Genomic DNA, 14,937 nt, shown 5'->3' with positions numbered 1-14,937 from the left:
GGAGTGGGGGCGGCCCTCTGAGGCGGCAGGCCGCGGACAGCCCAGTGGCGGCAGCGCAACGGGCCCCGGACAGCTCCACGGTGGTGGCCGCCCAACGGACCCCGACGGACCCCGACGGCCCAGCGACAGCCCAGCGACAGCCCAGCGACTGCCCAGCGACGGCCCAGCGACGGCCCAGCGACGGCCGAGGACGGCCCAGCGACGGCCCAGCGACGGCCGAGGACGGCCCAGCGACGGCCCAGCGACGGCCGAGGACGGCCCAGCGACTGCCGCAGCCCACCACACCCCCGACAGACCAGCGACTGCCGCAGCCCACCACGCCCCGGCAGACCAGCGACGGTGGCAGTCCGCGAGGCGGCGGACGGTCACCGGGCCGCGGATCGACCAGCGGCCGTTCGACGGCCCAGCGCCGGCGGACGACCCAGCGGCCGGCGAACGACCCAGCGGCCGGCGAACGACCCAGCGGCGGGCCGACGGCCCGGCGGTGATGAGCGACTGATGGCGCAACGGGCCCGAGCGGCGGAGTGCCCCACCGACCGCGGCTGCGCGACAGGCCATGGCAGCGGGTTCGGGCCGGGCTCCCAGGCGTAGGTGGGATTGAGCCGGGGCACGCGAGCCCTGGCCACCAGGCTGCGGGCATGGCGGGGCGGCCGCTAGCTCCGGCACCGCCAGCGCCGCCACCGCAAGCTCCAGCACCGCGAGCTCCGCCGACGCGCGCTGCAGCTGTGCGCCGTGAACCGGGGCGCCGCAGGACTCGGCGGGGTTATTTGCAGAGCAGTTTTTCCATGCGGCGTCCCGCCACGATCAGGCCGATGGTGACCACCACCAGCAGGTACGCGATGTCGAGAAGTTGGAGGCGGCCCACTCCGCCGGTGGTGATGGCGCGGATCAGGTCGACCGAGCGGTACAGCGGCGTCGCCTCGACCAGCCAGCGGAGGGCGGACGGGTAGGCCTCGGCCGGGACGAAGGTGCCCGAGAACAGGAAGAGGGCGAATTGGGCCGATGCCACCAGGTCGAAGTCCTGCCAGCTGCGCATGTAGGTGGACAGGGCCATGCCTGCGGCGCCGAAGGCGAAGCCGACGAGGATGGCGCCGGCCAGGGCGGCCAGGGCTCGGGCCGGGGTGGTCAGGTCCATGAAGACCATCAGGATCAGGAAGGCGGCCGCGTAGATGTTGCCGCGGATCATGGCCCAGGCCAGTTCGCCCAGGGCGATTTCGATGGGCCGTACGGGGGTGGCGAGCATCCCGTCGTACAGCTTCATGAACTTCATCTTGCCGAAGAAGTTGAAGGTGGTCTCGGACAGCGCTCCGGCCATGGCCGATGAGGCGAGCATCGCCGGAGCCACGAATGCGGCGTACGTGACGACCCGGCCGTCGGGAAGGGTGAGGTCGCCGACGAGGGTGCCGACGCCGACGCCGATGGAGAACAGGTAGAGCACCGGCTCGAGCAGGCCCGAGGCCATGACCAGCCAGTACGCGCTGCGCAGGGTGGCGGCGTTGCGTTCGACGACGGACGCCGAGCGGCGGCCCGCGCCCTCGAAGGACACGAGCCGCGGCAGGACCAGGGTCACCACGATGTACTCCTCAGCGGGCCGGAGGCCGGGTGGTCGCGCGAACAGCGGAGGACGAGCCGGGCCGGTGGCGGGCGGCGCACGTCAGACCACCAGCCTGCGGCGGAACTGGCGGTGTGCCAGGTACCAGCCCGCTGTTGCCCACAGGGCCAGGTACAGCAGGTGGCCGGGGAGGGACCAGGTCGGCGCCCTGCCCAGCGTCGCGGCCCGGCTCAGGTCGACACCGTGCCAGAGCGGGGAGGCGTACGCGAGCCAGCGGAGCGCCCCCGGCAGGGACTCGACCGGGAAGAACACCCCGGAGAACAGGGACATGGGGATCACGCCGAGGCGGAACAGGATGGCGAGGTAGCTGTCGCTGCGGATGGCCGCCGCGTAGGCGAACGTCGGCGTGGCCACGGCGAGTCCTACCGATGCGGCGATCGGCAGGGTGGCCAGGGCCCACCACGAGTGCATCGTGCCGAAGGCCGTCGCGATCAGCAGGAAGGCCGTGCAGCTGGTGAGGGTGCGGAAGACGATGAACAGCAGGTGGCCGTCGAGGATGTCGGCGACGCGCAGGGGCGCCGCGGCCTGGCCGTAGTAGGTGCGCTGCCATTCGAAGCTGCCGAGGACGGGCCAGGTCGAGTCGCCGATGGCGATCTGCATGGCGGTCGAGGCGATCAGGCCCGGCACCATCCAGTCCAGGTACGGCACGCCGTCGACGCCGCCGGTCACGTACGCCCCGACGCCCACCCCGAAGCCGAGCATGGTGAGCAGGGGCAGCACGAAGGACGACAGGACGCTGGAGCGCCAGATGCGGCGGTAGCTGACCAGGTGGTATTCGAGGACGTACCAGGTCATGTCAGTCCACCAGGGTCCGGCCGGTGAGGTGCAGGAACACGTCCTCCAGGCTGCTGCGGCGCACCAGGACGCTGGCCGGGCTCAGGGCCCGGTGCTGCACCTCGGCCACCGCCGCGTCGCCGTCGGAGACGTAGAGCAGGATGCGGTCGGGCAGGACCTCGAGGCGTTCGCCGACGCCGGACAGCTTGTCGGCGAAGACCTCCTGGGACTCCACGTTGAAGCGCAGCTCGACGACTTCGCGGGTCGAATACTGCTCGATGAGGGCGCGGGGTGAGCCCTCGGCGACGATGCGGCCGCCGTCCATCACCACGAGCCGGTCGCAGAGCTGCTCGGCCTCGTCCATGTAGTGGGTGGTCAGCACCAGCGTGACGCCCTGCTGCTTGAGCCGGAAGAGGCGCTCCCAGACCAGGTGGCGGGCCTGCGGGTCGAGGCCGGTGGTGGGTTCGTCGAGCAGCACGATCTCGGGCTCGTTGACCAGCGCGCGGGCGATCGTGAGCCGCCTCTTCATGCCGCCGGACAGCGGCTCGACCTTGCTGTCGGCACGCTCGGTGAGCTGCACGAAGTCGAGCAGCTCGTCGGCGCGGCGGCGGGCCACCTTGCGGGGGATGCCGAAGAAGCGGGCATAGGTGGTCAGATTCTCGCGGACGGTCAGCTCCAGGTCGAGGTTGTCGAGCTGGGGGCAGACGCCCAGACGGGCCCGGATGGCGGGGCCGTCTCGCAGCGGGTCGCGGTCGAGGATGCGCAGCACGCCGCCGGTCGGCGGGGACACGCAGCCGATCATCCGCATGGTGGAGCTCTTGCCCGCGCCGTTCGGGCCGAGGAAGCCGAATGCCTCGCCGCGCTCCACGTCGACGTCGATGCCGTCCACCGCCGTGAAGTCGCCGAAGCGCTTGACCAGCCCGCGAGCGTGAATGAGTGCCACTCGAGCGACCCTAGTGAAGGGGTCCGACAAAAACCGGTCAGGCGGGCGGGGCCGAGGCCTCCTTGGCCGCCTCCACCAGCTGGTCGGTCACCTCGATCACCGGCTCCGCATCCACCGCGGTCTTGGCGTCGTAGCGGACCGACCAGCTCAGCCCGTTCACCCCGCTGATCCGCCGGCCGACCACCCGGACGCCACCGTGCGGCGGCAGGGGGTGGTGCGTCGTGTACGCGACCGAGCGGGTCACCCGGGTCCGGACCTGGTCCGGCAGCTCACCCGGCTCCAGCACCAGGAACCCGACGACCGGGGCGTCGACGAGCACCGTGTAGCCGTTCCGCTCGTGCGCCACCTCGGCGGGCGTGATGCGCAGCTCGCGGCCCGACCAGGCCGCCTTGTGGATCTCGTGCCAGCCCAGCCGCCGGCCCCCGGGCAGCCAGAGGCCGCGGTTGGTGGCGACCAGCGCCTGGTCCTGGGCCTCGCCCACCGTCGCCCAGGCCAGGATGCGCTCGTCGGCCTCCAGCGCGGGGCGCATCTCGGGCGGAAGCTTGGGGCTGCGGCGGAAGAGTTTCACGATGCTCCTGCTGCCTGAGAACTGAGAGCGCGATCGAACGGTCTCACAACGCACCCGCCGCCTGATCCCGGAGGGCCCTGGCGTGTTGCTCGAGCGAGAACAATTCCCCCGCCAGGGCGAGGTACTCGTCCTTGTGCGCCACCGGGTTGAGGCGCTGCACCTTGGACTTCAGGTCCTTGATGCGGGTGGTCACCGAGCCCACCTGGAGCCGGGCCAGCGTCGTCTGGACGTACCGGAGATCCGCCTCGCCGTCGACGTGCAGGGGCTCGACCGCGAGCTCGCCGACCAGGGCCTTGCCGCCGAGGTCCTGGCACGCGTCGCGAACGGCTTCGATCCAGACCGCGCCACCGGTGGCCGAGGCGGTGCCGCCCGCGGCGGCGATGGCGGCGCGGATGTCGCGCAGGACCGGGTCCCCGTACGAGTCGGCCTCGATGGCGTCGAACATCGGACCGGCCAGCACCGGCTCCTGCAGGGCGAGCTTCAGCGTCTCGCGCTCGACCTGGCGCTGCGGACTGTCGGCGGCCCGGCGCTGGGCGATCACCGGGGCGTCCGGCGACATGGCGGCCGCCACGGCCCGCTGCACGGGTTCCAGATCCATGCCGAGGTCGCCGGCGAGCTTGCGGGCGTACTCGGGACGCTTCTCCCGGTCTTTGATCTTGGCCACCAGGGGCGCCGCCTTGCGCATGGCCTCGACGCGGCCCTCGACGGTGTCCAGGTCGAAGCGGGCGAGGGTCTGCCGCAGCGCGAAGTCCACCAGCGGCTCGCGTCCCGCGATCATGTCGCGCACGGCCAGATCGCCCTTGGCCAGCCGCAGCTCGCAGGGATCCATGTTGTCCGGGCTGACCGCGATGAAGGTACGCCCGACGAACCGCTGATCCTCCTCGAACGCCCGCAGGGCCGCCTTCTGCCCGGCCGCGTCGCCGTCGAACGTGTAGATGATCTCGCCGGTGAAGCTGTCGCTGTCCATGAGCAGGCGGCGGAGCACGCCGATGTGGTCGACGCCGAACGCCGTGCCGCAGGTCGCGACCGCGGTCGGCTCCCCCGCCTCGTGACAGGCCATCACGTCGGTGTACCCCTCGACGATGACCGCGCGGCCACGCTTGGCGATCTCCCGCTTGGCGTAGTCGATGCCGTACAGGACGTGGCTCTTCTTGTAGAGGGGCGACTCGGGGGTGTTGAGGTATTTCGGGCCGTCATCGTCGTCGAAGAGTTTGCGTGCGCCGAAGCCGATGACGTCGCCGCTCAGATCGCGGATGGGCCAGAGCAGGCGGCGGCGGAAGCGGTCGATGAGCGAGCCTGAGCGGGCCGGCTTCGCGAGGCCGCCGGCCGTCAACTCCTCGGCGGTGAAGCCTTTCTGGCGCAGGTGCTTGGTGAGCAGGTCCCAGCCCTCGGGGGCGTAGCCGCAGGCGTACTTCTCGGCGGCGTCGCGGCCGAAGCCGCGCTGGGCGAGGAATTCGCGGGCCTTGCGCGCGCCGGCCTTGCCGAGCTGGTCGCGGTAGAAGTCGGCGGCGGCGGCGTGGGCGGCGATCAGGCGCTGCTTCTGGCCCGGCTGTTGCCGGGGCGTACCGGGCCGCTCGTCGGAGGTGTCGTAGCGCAGCTGAATGCCGGCCCGGCCGGCGAGGCGCTCGAGCGACTCGACGAAGGTGAGGTGCTCGGCGTCCATGAGGAACTTGATGGCGTCGCCGCCCGCCCCACAACCGTGGCAGAAGTAGACATTCCGGGCCGGTGAGACGGTGAAGGACGGGGTCTTCTCGTCGTGGAAGGGGCACAGTCCCTTGAGGTTGCCGCCGCCCGCCGACCGCAGCGTCACCGTTTCGCTGATGATGTCCGCGATCGAGGTCCGGTCGCGGACCAGCGCTATGTCCTCGTCCCTGACCCTGCCCGCCACGGCTCCATACTGCCTGCCCTCAATCGCGGCCCGATAACAGGGTCCGGTGCCACGCCACGGCCGCCGGGTCGGTCAGCGAGGCGACCTGGTCGACCACCACGCGCAGGCGGGCGGCGTCGTCACCCGCCGCCTTCCATTCCGCCGCGAACACGGGGTCGAGGTGGTCGGGGGCCCGGTGGCAGAGGAGCTCGACGAGGGAGGCCACGATCTCGCGCTGTTGCTCGTACCAGTCCTCCGCGGCGCGGGCGCGCATCACGTATCGGAGGGCCATGCCCTTGAGGAGGGCGCACTGGTTGCGCACCGTACGCGGGACGATGAGGTCCGCCTCGTAGCGCCGGACCTGGCCGTACCCGTGTCTGCTGTTGGTGGCCCCGACCGCGGAGGAGACGAAGCGCCCGGTGAGCACGCTGGTCATGCGTTTGAGGGCGGCCTGGGCCCGGTAGGTGCCGTCGTAGTCGGCCGCCGCGGTCACCACCTCGTCGGCGAGGAGCAGGTCGAGGGCGTCGCGGAGGGCGTCCGGGCTCTCGTCGGAGTAGGCGGCTGCCACGTCGGCACAGAGTGCGGCGCGCTCCCCGGCGTCGTCGAGCAGCGGGCGCAGCGACAGGTAGCCGCCGTGGATGCCGTCCTCGACGTCGTGCACCGAGTAGGCGACGTCGTCCGCCCAGTCCATGACCTGCGCCTCGAGGCAGCGGCGGTCGCCCTCGGGTGCGGTGGCGCGGATCCAGGTGAAGACCGGCATGTCGTCCTCATAGACGCCGAACTTGCGGGTGCCGGGGCGGCGTGGCCAGGGGTACTTGCAGCTGGCGTCGAGGGAGGCGCGGGTGAGGTTGAGGCCGGCGCCCTCCACCTTGGCCTCCAGCCGGGTGAGGACGCGCAGGGTCTGGGCGTTGCCTTCGAAGCCGCCGCACGGCCGGGCCACCGCGTCGAGGGCCGCCTCGCCGTTGTGCCCGAACGGGGGGTGGCCGATGTCGTGTGCCAGCCCGGCGACGTCCACGACGTCCGGGTCACAGCCGAGCCGGGCGCCCATCTCCCGGGAGATCTGGGCGACCTCCAGGGAGTGCGTCAGACGCGTACGCAAGAAGTCGTCCGACCCGGCCGTGTGCACCTGGGTCTTGGCCGCCAGCCGCCGGAAGCCCGCGGAGTGCAGCACCCGGGCGCGGTCCCGTTCGAACTGGGTGCGGCCGTACCCGCTGTCCTTCGCAGGCTCGTTCACCCACCGCTCCGCGTCCCGGCTCATGGATCAACCCTAGGCCGGACGGGTACGGGGTTCAGGCCCGTTTCGAGCTCAGCACGCAGAACTCGTTGCCCTCCGGATCGGCGAGCACCACCCAGCTGACGTCGTGCTGGCCGATGTCGACCGGCCGGGCGCCCATGTCGACCAGCCGCTCGACCTCGGCCTCCTGGTCGTCCGGGCGCAGGTCGATGTGGAGCCGGTTCTTCACCGTCTTGGCCTCCGGCACGGGCGTGAAGAGCAGACCGGGCAGCGTGTCCGGGGTACGCCGGATCTCGATCTCGTCCGGCTCCTCGTGCACGATGACGTAGCCCAGCGCCTCCGCCCACCAGCGCGCCAGCCGCGCCGGATCCTCGGCGTCGACCACGACCTGCTCCCAGGTGCTCGGCATTGGGCAACCTCCATGAGACGCCATCGAAAGTGGCGATCATGTTACGCCCAGATGGCCGTTCCGGCGCGGTGGCGGGAAACAACGCACTCGTCGTGCGTCATCCCCCGGCCCGGCGCCCGACACTGGCCGAAAGGAGGACGGTCATCATGATTTCCCTGAGCCGCCGTCTCATCGCGCTGGCCGAGGCCGGGCGCACGGGCGCCCTGCACGTCGGTGGTACGCCGGGCGGCGTCGTCTATCTCGTCGCCGGCCGGATCACGCACGCGGAATCGCGCGGCTGCCCCGGCATCGGGGAGCGGCTCGTCCGCTGCGGCCGGCTGTCGGCCGCGCAGTGGCAGGCGGCGTACGAGGCGGGCCACGGCGCCCGGCGCGTCGGCCACATCCTGTTGCGCGACGGTCACCTCGGCCACCACGAGCTGGCCAGCCGGGTAGTGGCAACCATCACTGCGGCCACGCACGCGCTGCTGCTGGGCGACGACGCGCCGATGCGTTTCGTCCCGGGCGAGCGGCACTGGTTCGGCACCGTCGCGCAGGCCGACCTGGGCAATCTCGGGCCCGAGACGGCCCGGCGGCTGCTGGCCCGGCCGGCCCCGCGCGGCCCGCGGTCGGTGCGGTGCCGGCAGCCGTCCCCGGTGCCCGGATGACCATCGACGACCATGACGCACACGGGGTGCGACTCGAGATCGCAGCGTGCCCGCAGGATGGCCCATTGTGACGGCAGGGCCGACGAAATCCCGCCCGAACGGCACCACCGGAAACACCCGAAACCGTCGGCGGGGGGAACCAGCCGTCGGCGGGAGCATCACTCGGCTGAGGAGAGATGTGCCCGGGGTCGACAACTGTTTGCAGGAGGCCATGGCGATCCCTGGCGCGATCGGCGCCAGCATCGTCGACTACACCACCGGCTTCCCGGTCGCCACGACCGGAGCCGCACCCAACGAGGACCACGAGGCCGCGGCCGCCGGCACCGCCGACGTCGTCCAGGCCGCGCAGAGCCGGTCGCTGTTCGTCTCGGCCGTACCGCACGACCTCCTCGAGGACCTCATCATCACGACCGCGGGGGGCTACCACCTGCTGCGGCTCGTCCAGACCGACTTCGACAGCCGGCTGGTGCTCTACGTGTGGCTGGACCGGCTCCGCGGCAACCTCGCGGTGGCGCGCCGGCGCATGCAGACGCTCGCCGACGAGTTGACCGCGACGTAACACCGCCACACGTGAGGAGCCCGAGTGAAGCCCCCGAAGTCCGCGGCACCCGGCCGCCTGCTCACGCAGGTCGCGGGCGAGCGGCGGACCGGCGCCCTGATCGTCGGCGGCCCGCCCGGCGGCACGGTCTACCTCGTCGACGGCCAGGTGACGTACGCCGAGTCGGCTGCCGCGCCGGGCGTCGGCGAGCTGCTCACCGCGTCCGGGCGGCTGGCGCCGCGGACCTGGCAGGCGGCGCTGGACGCCGGGACTTCCCGGGCCACGGTGGGGCAGCTGTTGCTGGATCAGGGGCACATCACCCAGGGGGAACTGGAGCTGTGCGTCCTCGGTGCCACGTACGACGCGGCGTACTTCGCGCTGTCACCCGCGGCGGCTCCCGTGGACTTCCTCGAGGACGCCACCCACTGGCTGGGTCCGGTGGTCCGGGTGGACCCGGCCGCGATCACCCGGGAGTCCCGGCGGCGGGCGCGGCTGCTCGACGAGATCTTCCCGTACCCGCAGATCGACACCGCGGTGGTCATCCCGGTGACCCGGCCGCCGCGGGAACGGATAACGCTGACGGCCGCGCAGTGGGAGCTGCTGGTGCACTCGGACGGTCAGCGCACCCCGGCGGACCTGGCCCAGCTGCTCGGCCGGGCCGGGTACGCCACCATCCAGGAGCTGCGCCGGCTGGCGGCGGCCGGGCTGCTCGAGCTGCCCGCGCCGCGGGAGCCGGCCGGCCAGCCGGACCTCGTCCGGCTGCCCCGGATGCGGGGAACGGCTGTGGACATCCAGCGGCCTGTCGTTCCGGGTACGGACGGGCCGACCGTACCCATCGTCACGGGCGCCCGGCCGGGTCTCGCCTCGGGTGACCCTCCCCCGCAACAGCGCCGTCCCGATTCCGCCACCGCGAACGGCACCGCCTATCGGGCGCCCCGCCTGGCCCGGCGAAAACCCGGCGCCAAGCTCCCCAAGGAAATGGCCGCCGAACCGGCCCCGGCTCCGCCCAGCACCGACGAAGTCCTGTTGAAACGGATCCGTACCGCACTGAAAGCCCTGCGGTGACGCGCGCCCCTCCCGCCCGACGGCGGCCGACACCAGGAAGGAGAAACCGCGGATGACGGTGGATCCGGCGGTACTGACGGAACTCGGCAACCTCCGGCGCAGGCTGCCCGAGCTGTCCGGCAGTGTCCTCGCCACCACCGACGGCCTGGTGGTCGCGCACGACGCCCACGGCATCGAACCCGACAGCCTCGCCGCCCTCGCCGCCGCCCACCTGGCCCTCGCCCGGCGCTTCGCGCACGCCGTCAACCACGGCGACCTCCGCGAGTCGGTCGTGGAGTGCGACGGCGGCTACATCACCTCGTACACCGCGGGACCGAACTGCCTGCTCACCCTGGTCACGACCGGGAACGCCAACCTGGCCCTGGTCCACCTCGAGGCCCGCCGCGCCGTACGCCGGCTCGTCACGGTCCTGGTCCTCGAGGGGCCGCCGACCGTACGGCCGGAGATCCCGGCGCAGGCGGGCCCGCCCACGCCGCTCGCCCGGCGGACACCGATGGCGACGCTGCAGAGCACCATCCGAGGCCGCTGAGGTCTTGCCCGCAACACCCCCACTCACCATCCCGCAAGGAAATACGGAGGAATTCCCATGGCTGACATGGACACCGCACTCAAGGAAGTCATGGACATCGACGGCTGCATCGGTGTAGCCCTCGTGGACCATACGAGCGGCATGGCGCTCGGCACCGCCGGCGGCGGCAAGGAACTCGACCTGACCGTCGCGGCGGCCGGCAACACGGACGTCGTCCGGGCCAAGCTGCGCGCGATGGAGATGCTCAACCTCTCCGAGAAGATCGAGGACATCCTCATCACGCTGGACACCCAGTACCACATGATCCGGCCGCTCACGAGCCGCTCGGGCAAGGGCCTTTTCCTGTACGTGGCCCTGCGCCGTGACCGCTCGAACCTGGCCATGGCGCGCCACCAGCTCAAGCGCATCGAGAACGACCTCGACGTCTGACCGACGCGACCGCGCGCGACGGGGAGGGTGCCTGGCGCCCTCCCCGTTCTCGTTCAGCCGCCGCTGTTCTCCATCTCGGCGCCCTCCGGGACGGTGTCGTCGTCGCGGCTGTCGAGCCATCCGTACGGCAGGGACACCTTGCCCGGCGCGTTGATCCGGCCGCGCGGCTGGCCGAGCGACTCCCGCGGGAACGGCTCGTCGGGGTCGAGGCGGCCGAGCAGGTCGTCGAGCTCGGCGAGGGACGAGACCATCGCGAGCGAGCGGCGCAGGTCGCCGCCGACCGGGAAGCCCTTCAGGTACCAGGCGACGTGCTTGCGGAAGTCGGCGCAGCCGTGCTTCTCGTCCTCCAGCGCCTCGACCAGGAGGTGCGCGTGCCGGGACATGATCGCGGCGACCTCGCCGAGGGTGGGCAGCTCCTGCGACTCGACGCCGGCGAACACGGCCTGGAGGTCCTTGAAGAGCCAGGGCCGGCCCAAGCAGCCGCGACCCACGACCACGCCGTCGACGCCGGTGTGGGCGACCATCCGCATCGCGTCGGCGGCCTCCCAGATGTCGCCGTTGCCCAGCACGGGGACGTCCAGGGCCTGCTTGAGGGTCGCGATCGCGTCCCAGTCGGCGGTGCCCGAGTAGCGCTGCTCGGCCGTACGGGCGTGCAGGGCGACCGCCGCGACGCCGGCCTCCTGGGCGATGAGCCCCGCCTCGACGTACGTGAGGTGGTCGTCGTCGATGCCCTTGCGCATCTTGATGGTGAGCGGGATGCCGGCCGGCGCGGCCGCCGCCACCGCCTGGGAGACGATGCGGCCGAAGAGCCTGCGGCGCCACGGCAGGGCGCTGCCGCCGCCGCGGCGGGTGACCTTGGGCACCGGGCAGCCGAAGTTGAGGTCGATGTGGTCCGCGAGGTTCTCCTCGGCGATCATCCGCACCGCCGCGGCGGTGACGTCCGGGTCGACGCCGTAGAGCTGCAGGCTGCGGAAATTCTCGTCGGGGGCGAACTGGATCATCTTCAGGGTCTTGGGGATCCGCTCGACCAGAGCCCGGGTGGTGATCATCTCGCAGACGTAGACGCCGCCGCCCTGCTCGCGGCAGAGCCGGCGGAACGCGACGTTGGTGATGCCGGCCATCGGAGCGAGCACGACGGGCGGCCACACCTGATGCTTTCCCAGCGTGAGGGGCGTGGAGGAGAGCGCGAGAGTCACATGGTCGAGCATGGCACAGTACCTTCTAGGCGTGGAATTCGAGCAGAGTCCCCGCCACCTGGTCGCCGTCTTCGAGAGTCCGGTCGCCGAGGCCCTGCTGCGCCTCGGTATAGAGGTCGGGTTCCGGTGCACGCTGGTGGAGCCTGATCCCGTGCGGCTGCAGGGGCTGCCGAGACCGCACGGGGACGCCTTCGTCGGAGACCTGTCGACCGCGGAGGTGACGGAGTACACCGACATCGTGCTCACCGACCATCACCGGCCGGAGATCGGCGGCACCCTGAAAGAGGCGCTGGCCACGAAGGCGCGCTGGATCGGCATCATGGGCAACCCGAAGCGGGAGGGCCCGCACGTCGGCGCGCTCAGGGAGCTGGGGGTCCCGGACGAGGAGATCGCCCGGGTGCACCGCCCGATCGGCCTCAACATCGGCAGCCGTACGCCCGCCGAGATCGCCCTCGCGACCTTGGCGGGCCTCGTCGCCGACCGCAACGACCGACCGGGCGGCTTCGCCTTCTAGCAGCCGGGCAGGCGCTTGATCAGATAGTCCTCGATGTGGTCGAGGCCGACCCGCTCCTGCTTCATCGTGTCGCGGTCGCGGACCGTCACCGCGTCGTCGGTGAGGGTGTCGAAGTCGACCGTGACGCAGAACGGCGTGCCGATCTCGTCCTGGCGGCGGTAGCGGCGGCCGATCGCCTGGGAGTCGTCGAACTCCACCGTCCAGCGCTTGCGGAGCAGGTCCGCCAGGCCGCGGGCCTTGGGCGACAGCTCCGGGTTGCGCGAAAGCGGCAGCACCGCGACCTTGATCGGGGCGAGGCGGGGGTCGAAGCGCATGACCGTCCGCTTGTCGACGCCGCCCTTGGTGTTGGGGGCCTCGTCCTCGTCGTACGCCTCGAGCAGGAACGCCAGCACCGCGCGGGTCAGGCCGGCCGCCGGCTCGATGACGTACGGGACCCAGCGCTCCTGCTTCTCCTGGTCGAAGTACGACAGGTCCACGCCGGAATGCTTGGAGTGCGTCGACAGGTCGAAGTCGGTGCGGTTGGCGATGCCCTCGAGCTCGGCGAACTCGGTGCCGCCGAAGCGGAACCTGTACTCGATGTCGACCGTGCGCTTCGAGTAGTGGGAGAGCTTCTCCTTGGGGTGCTCGTAGAAGCGCAGGTTGTTCTCCGCGAGGCCGAGGTCGCGGTACCAGTTCCAGCGCTGCTCGAGCCAGTACTCGTGCCAGGTCTCGTCCGTGCCGGGCTCGACGAAGAACTCCATCTCCATCTGCTCGAACTCGCGCGTACGGAAGATGAAGTTGCCCGGGGTGATCTCGTTGCGGAACGACTTGCCGACCTGCGCGATGCCGAACGGCGGCTTCTTGCGCGCGGCGGTCGCCACGTTGTTGTAGTTGACGAAGATGCCCTGGGCCGTCTCGGGGCGCAGGTAGTGCAGGCCCTCGGCGCTCTCGGTGGGGCCGAGGTAGGTCTTCATCAGCCCGTTGAACATCTTGGGCTCGGTGAACGTGCCCTTGTTGCCGCAGTTGGGGCAGTTGAGCTCGCTCAGCGAGGCGGGCGCCGAGCCGTGCTTGGCCTCCCACGCCTCCTCGAGGTGGTCGGCGCGGAACCGCTTGTGGCAGGACTGGCACTCGGTCAGCGGGTCGACGAACGCCTCGAGGTGGCCCGAGGCGGCCCACACGTCGCGGGCGAGGATGACGGCGGAGTCGAGGCCGACGATGTCGTCGCGCTGCTGCACCATGGTGCGCCACCACTGCCGGCGGACGTTCTCCTTCAGCTCCACGCCGAGCGGACCGTAGTCCCAGGCCGAGCGCGTGCCTCCGTAGATCTCGCTGGAGGGGAAGACGAAGCCGCGGCGCTTGGCCAGGCTGACGACGGCGTCGATACGGTCGACGGGCATGTTCCTCCTACGCCGGCTGGTTGTCGGCGGGGACAGAGATTCGGCTGCGGACAGGATGAGGAGATTACTCCTCGATACTGCACACCTCGAAACGGCCCGTCCGGCGGTTCTGCTGCAGGTACGCCTCGAGCCGGGCGGTCGAGCCGTCGGCATAGGTGACGTTCACGGGCGCGGACAGCTTGATGGTCTCGAGGTCGCCGACGTCGTACGAGGCGATCGGCTCGTCGTCCGACACCTCGCTGGTGAACTCGGCCTCGGTCTGGCTGTCCTTGGTCTTCTGACAGAGCATGTCGTAGGCGTCGCCGTACCGGTGGTCGCGCACCGCGTCGAGGTAGTCGCTGACCACGACGTCGGCCTGCTCGTTGAGCGCGTCGGTGGCGACCGCGACCAGGCCGATGGCCGCGGCCAGGCCACCCCCGAGGACCAGCACCAGCACCCCGGCGCCGAGCCCCAGGCCGAGGCCGACGCGGCGGCCGCGGCCCTCGACCGGCGGCGCCGGGAACGGCGGGACCACGCCCGGGCCACGCGGGGGCGGCGGAGCCGCGACGGTGGTCATGGGATCAAGCGTACGGCTCAGCGCCACGGTTCCGCGGCCCGGTCGCTGCCGTGCGTGACGACCTCGGCGCCGGGTTGCGCGGTGGCGAGGGTCTCGAACGCCGACGGCTCGTCGAGCGACTCGGACAGCAGCGGGGTGGCGTGGACCTTGACGTCGAAACCGCCGAGCGCCCGGCGGTAGGCTCCGACGGACTCCCATTCGGTGACGAGGGTCCAGTAGGCGGGGTCGTCCAGCGCGCGGGTGAGCCGCCCGGAGGTGTATCCGGTGCTCGCCGCCAGGGCGGCGAGGGCGGCGTGCGCCCGTTCGACGAACGAGTCCTGCGTGTCCGGCGGGACGACGAAGCGGTTGAGCACCAGCATGACGTGAGCGTACGCACACCCCCAGGAGACCGACGTGACCCCGTCCCCGTCCGAGAACCTGCTGCGCAGGCTGGCCGGCGTCAGCCCGACGACCGCGTTCGTGATCGCCCTGGTGATCTTCCTCGGCGGGCTGTTCCTGCCCGGGATCGTCGGCGCCGCGCTGCTGGTCGTGCTGGGCGTGGCCCTGGCGGCGCTGACGTTCACGACCTGGCCGGTGCAGTCGCCGGCGCTGCGCACCGTACGGGTGATCCTGCTGGGCCTGCTCTTCGTGACGGCGGTCGCCAAGGCGCTCTGAGACATGCGCTTTTGACAATCATTACCAAT

The 14,937-nt window shown here is 71.5% G+C and carries 18 protein-coding genes; 7 read left to right on the top strand and 11 right to left on the bottom strand.

The features are described from left to right. Positions 1 to 763: 763 nt before the first annotated feature. From ACIBO8_RS06030 to ACIBO8_RS06000, 7 genes are all read right to left on the bottom strand, one after another. Complete coding sequence (locus ACIBO8_RS06030) at positions 764 to 1,573, bottom strand: ABC transporter permease (protein WP_396114015.1); 810 nt, start codon at positions 1,571 to 1,573, stop codon at positions 764 to 766. Positions 1,574 to 1,654: 81 nt separating this feature from the next. Further along, positions 1,655 to 2,407 carry an ABC transporter permease gene (locus tag ACIBO8_RS06025; RefSeq protein ID WP_396114014.1) on the bottom strand — a complete coding sequence of 251 codons (753 nt, stop codon included), beginning with the start codon at positions 2,405 to 2,407 and terminating at the stop codon, positions 1,655 to 1,657. Position 2,408: 1 nt separating this feature from the next. Further along, complete coding sequence (locus ACIBO8_RS06020) at positions 2,409 to 3,329, bottom strand: ABC transporter ATP-binding protein (protein ID WP_396114013.1); 921 nt, start codon at positions 3,327 to 3,329, stop codon at positions 2,409 to 2,411. A 37-nt stretch (positions 3,330 to 3,366) separates the two neighbouring features. Beyond that, on the bottom strand, positions 3,367 to 3,897 hold the full coding sequence (locus tag ACIBO8_RS06015) for a hypothetical protein (protein WP_396114012.1): 531 nt from the start codon (positions 3,895 to 3,897) through the stop codon (positions 3,367 to 3,369). A 43-nt stretch (positions 3,898 to 3,940) separates the two neighbouring features. Next, positions 3,941 to 5,785 carry a DNA primase gene (gene dnaG, locus ACIBO8_RS06010; RefSeq protein ID WP_396114011.1) on the bottom strand — a complete coding sequence of 615 codons (1,845 nt, stop codon included), beginning with the start codon at positions 5,783 to 5,785 and terminating at the stop codon, positions 3,941 to 3,943. Positions 5,786 to 5,804: 19 nt separating this feature from the next. Beyond that, positions 5,805 to 7,022 (bottom strand): deoxyguanosinetriphosphate triphosphohydrolase, encoded by a 1,218-nt coding sequence (locus ACIBO8_RS06005; RefSeq protein WP_396114010.1) that lies wholly within the window; start codon positions 7,020 to 7,022, stop codon positions 5,805 to 5,807. A 31-nt stretch (positions 7,023 to 7,053) separates the two neighbouring features. Beyond that, positions 7,054 to 7,407 (bottom strand): VOC family protein, encoded by a 354-nt coding sequence (locus ACIBO8_RS06000; protein ID WP_396114009.1) that lies wholly within the window; start codon positions 7,405 to 7,407, stop codon positions 7,054 to 7,056. Positions 7,408 to 7,553: 146 nt separating this feature from the next. On the opposite strand from ACIBO8_RS06000, the gene ACIBO8_RS05995 reads away from it, so the two are divergent. The 5 genes from ACIBO8_RS05995 to ACIBO8_RS05975 all read left to right on the top strand — a co-directional run bounded on the left by ACIBO8_RS05995 (position 7,554) and on the right by ACIBO8_RS05975 (position 10,612). After that, positions 7,554 to 8,051 (top strand): DUF4388 domain-containing protein, encoded by a 498-nt coding sequence (locus ACIBO8_RS05995; protein WP_396114008.1) that lies wholly within the window; start codon positions 7,554 to 7,556, stop codon positions 8,049 to 8,051. Between the two features lie 211 nt (positions 8,052 to 8,262). Further along, positions 8,263 to 8,610 carry a hypothetical protein gene (locus tag ACIBO8_RS05990; RefSeq protein WP_396114007.1) on the top strand — a complete coding sequence of 116 codons (348 nt, stop codon included), beginning with the start codon at positions 8,263 to 8,265 and terminating at the stop codon, positions 8,608 to 8,610. Positions 8,611 to 8,634: 24 nt separating this feature from the next. Continuing rightward, positions 8,635 to 9,654, top strand: a complete 1,020-nt coding sequence (locus ACIBO8_RS05985) for a DUF4388 domain-containing protein (RefSeq protein WP_396114006.1) — start codon at positions 8,635 to 8,637, stop codon at positions 9,652 to 9,654. A gap of 52 nt (positions 9,655 to 9,706) precedes the next feature. Beyond that, the gene (locus ACIBO8_RS05980) at positions 9,707 to 10,183 is read left to right on the top strand and encodes a roadblock/LC7 domain-containing protein (RefSeq protein WP_396114005.1); all 477 of its coding nucleotides are present in this window, start codon (positions 9,707 to 9,709) and stop codon (positions 10,181 to 10,183) included. Between the two features lie 57 nt (positions 10,184 to 10,240). Next, the gene (locus ACIBO8_RS05975) at positions 10,241 to 10,612 is read left to right on the top strand and encodes a hypothetical protein (RefSeq protein ID WP_396114004.1); all 372 of its coding nucleotides are present in this window, start codon (positions 10,241 to 10,243) and stop codon (positions 10,610 to 10,612) included. A 53-nt stretch (positions 10,613 to 10,665) separates the two neighbouring features. Here ACIBO8_RS05975 and dusB read toward each other — a convergent pair whose 3' ends face one another. Next, on the bottom strand, positions 10,666 to 11,820 hold the full coding sequence (gene dusB, locus ACIBO8_RS05970) for a tRNA dihydrouridine synthase DusB (protein WP_396114002.1): 1,155 nt from the start codon (positions 11,818 to 11,820) through the stop codon (positions 10,666 to 10,668). A 19-nt stretch (positions 11,821 to 11,839) separates the two neighbouring features. Between dusB and ACIBO8_RS05965 the strand changes: the two genes are divergently transcribed. After that, on the top strand, positions 11,840 to 12,322 hold the full coding sequence (locus tag ACIBO8_RS05965) for an XdhC family protein (RefSeq protein ID WP_396114001.1): 483 nt from the start codon (positions 11,840 to 11,842) through the stop codon (positions 12,320 to 12,322). On the opposite strand, the gene ACIBO8_RS05960 is transcribed toward ACIBO8_RS05965, so the two are convergent. From ACIBO8_RS05960 to ACIBO8_RS05950, 3 genes are all read right to left on the bottom strand, one after another. Further along, positions 12,319 to 13,698, bottom strand: a complete 1,380-nt coding sequence (locus ACIBO8_RS05960) for a glycine--tRNA ligase (RefSeq protein ID WP_396113999.1) — start codon at positions 13,696 to 13,698, stop codon at positions 12,319 to 12,321. The two genes, ACIBO8_RS05965 and ACIBO8_RS05960, sit on opposite strands and share 4 nt — an antisense overlap. Before the next feature lie 64 nt (positions 13,699 to 13,762). Beyond that, positions 13,763 to 14,254 (bottom strand): hypothetical protein, encoded by a 492-nt coding sequence (locus tag ACIBO8_RS05955; RefSeq protein ID WP_396113997.1) that lies wholly within the window; start codon positions 14,252 to 14,254, stop codon positions 13,763 to 13,765. A 17-nt stretch (positions 14,255 to 14,271) separates the two neighbouring features. Then, positions 14,272 to 14,613 carry an antibiotic biosynthesis monooxygenase family protein gene (locus tag ACIBO8_RS05950; RefSeq protein ID WP_396113996.1) on the bottom strand — a complete coding sequence of 114 codons (342 nt, stop codon included), beginning with the start codon at positions 14,611 to 14,613 and terminating at the stop codon, positions 14,272 to 14,274. Positions 14,614 to 14,647: 34 nt separating this feature from the next. Here ACIBO8_RS05950 and ACIBO8_RS05945 point away from each other — a divergent pair, with 34 nt between their 5' ends. Beyond that, positions 14,648 to 14,908 carry a DUF6703 family protein gene (locus ACIBO8_RS05945; RefSeq protein WP_396113995.1) on the top strand — a complete coding sequence of 87 codons (261 nt, stop codon included), beginning with the start codon at positions 14,648 to 14,650 and terminating at the stop codon, positions 14,906 to 14,908. Positions 14,909 to 14,937: the final 29 nt, after the last annotated feature.

The organism is Actinoplanes sp. NPDC049681, assembly GCF_044465265.1.
Taxonomy (GTDB): Bacteria; Actinomycetota; Actinomycetes; order Mycobacteriales; family Micromonosporaceae; genus Actinoplanes.
This window is presented reverse-complemented; position numbering and strand designations above follow the sequence as displayed.

What these genes read in the sequence shown, in the direction of transcription:
- ACIBO8_RS06025 (WP_396114014.1), bottom strand. Translation starts at nt 2,407, where the DNA reads ATGACCTGGTACGTCCTCGAATACCACCTGGTCAGCTACCGCCGCATC.
- ACIBO8_RS06005 (WP_396114010.1), bottom strand. Translation starts at nt 7,022, where the DNA reads ATGAGCCGGGACGCGGAGCGGTGGGTGAACGAGCCTGCGAAGGACAGC.
- ACIBO8_RS06000 (WP_396114009.1), bottom strand. Translation starts at nt 7,407, where the DNA reads ATGCCGAGCACCTGGGAGCAGGTCGTGGTCGACGCCGAGGATCCGGCG.
- ACIBO8_RS05995 (WP_396114008.1), top strand. Translation starts at nt 7,554, where the DNA reads ATGATTTCCCTGAGCCGCCGTCTCATCGCGCTGGCCGAGGCCGGGCGC.
- ACIBO8_RS05990 (WP_396114007.1), top strand. Translation starts at nt 8,263, where the DNA reads ATGGCGATCCCTGGCGCGATCGGCGCCAGCATCGTCGACTACACCACC.
- ACIBO8_RS05980 (WP_396114005.1), top strand. Translation starts at nt 9,707, where the DNA reads ATGACGGTGGATCCGGCGGTACTGACGGAACTCGGCAACCTCCGGCGC.
- ACIBO8_RS05975 (WP_396114004.1), top strand. Translation starts at nt 10,241, where the DNA reads ATGGCTGACATGGACACCGCACTCAAGGAAGTCATGGACATCGACGGC.
- dusB (WP_396114002.1), bottom strand. Translation starts at nt 11,820, where the DNA reads ATGCTCGACCATGTGACTCTCGCGCTCTCCTCCACGCCCCTCACGCTG.
- ACIBO8_RS05960 (WP_396113999.1), bottom strand. Translation starts at nt 13,698, where the DNA reads ATGCCCGTCGACCGTATCGACGCCGTCGTCAGCCTGGCCAAGCGCCGC.
- ACIBO8_RS05955 (WP_396113997.1), bottom strand. Translation starts at nt 14,254, where the DNA reads ATGACCACCGTCGCGGCTCCGCCGCCCCCGCGTGGCCCGGGCGTGGTC.
- ACIBO8_RS05950 (WP_396113996.1), bottom strand. Translation starts at nt 14,613, where the DNA reads ATGCTGGTGCTCAACCGCTTCGTCGTCCCGCCGGACACGCAGGACTCG.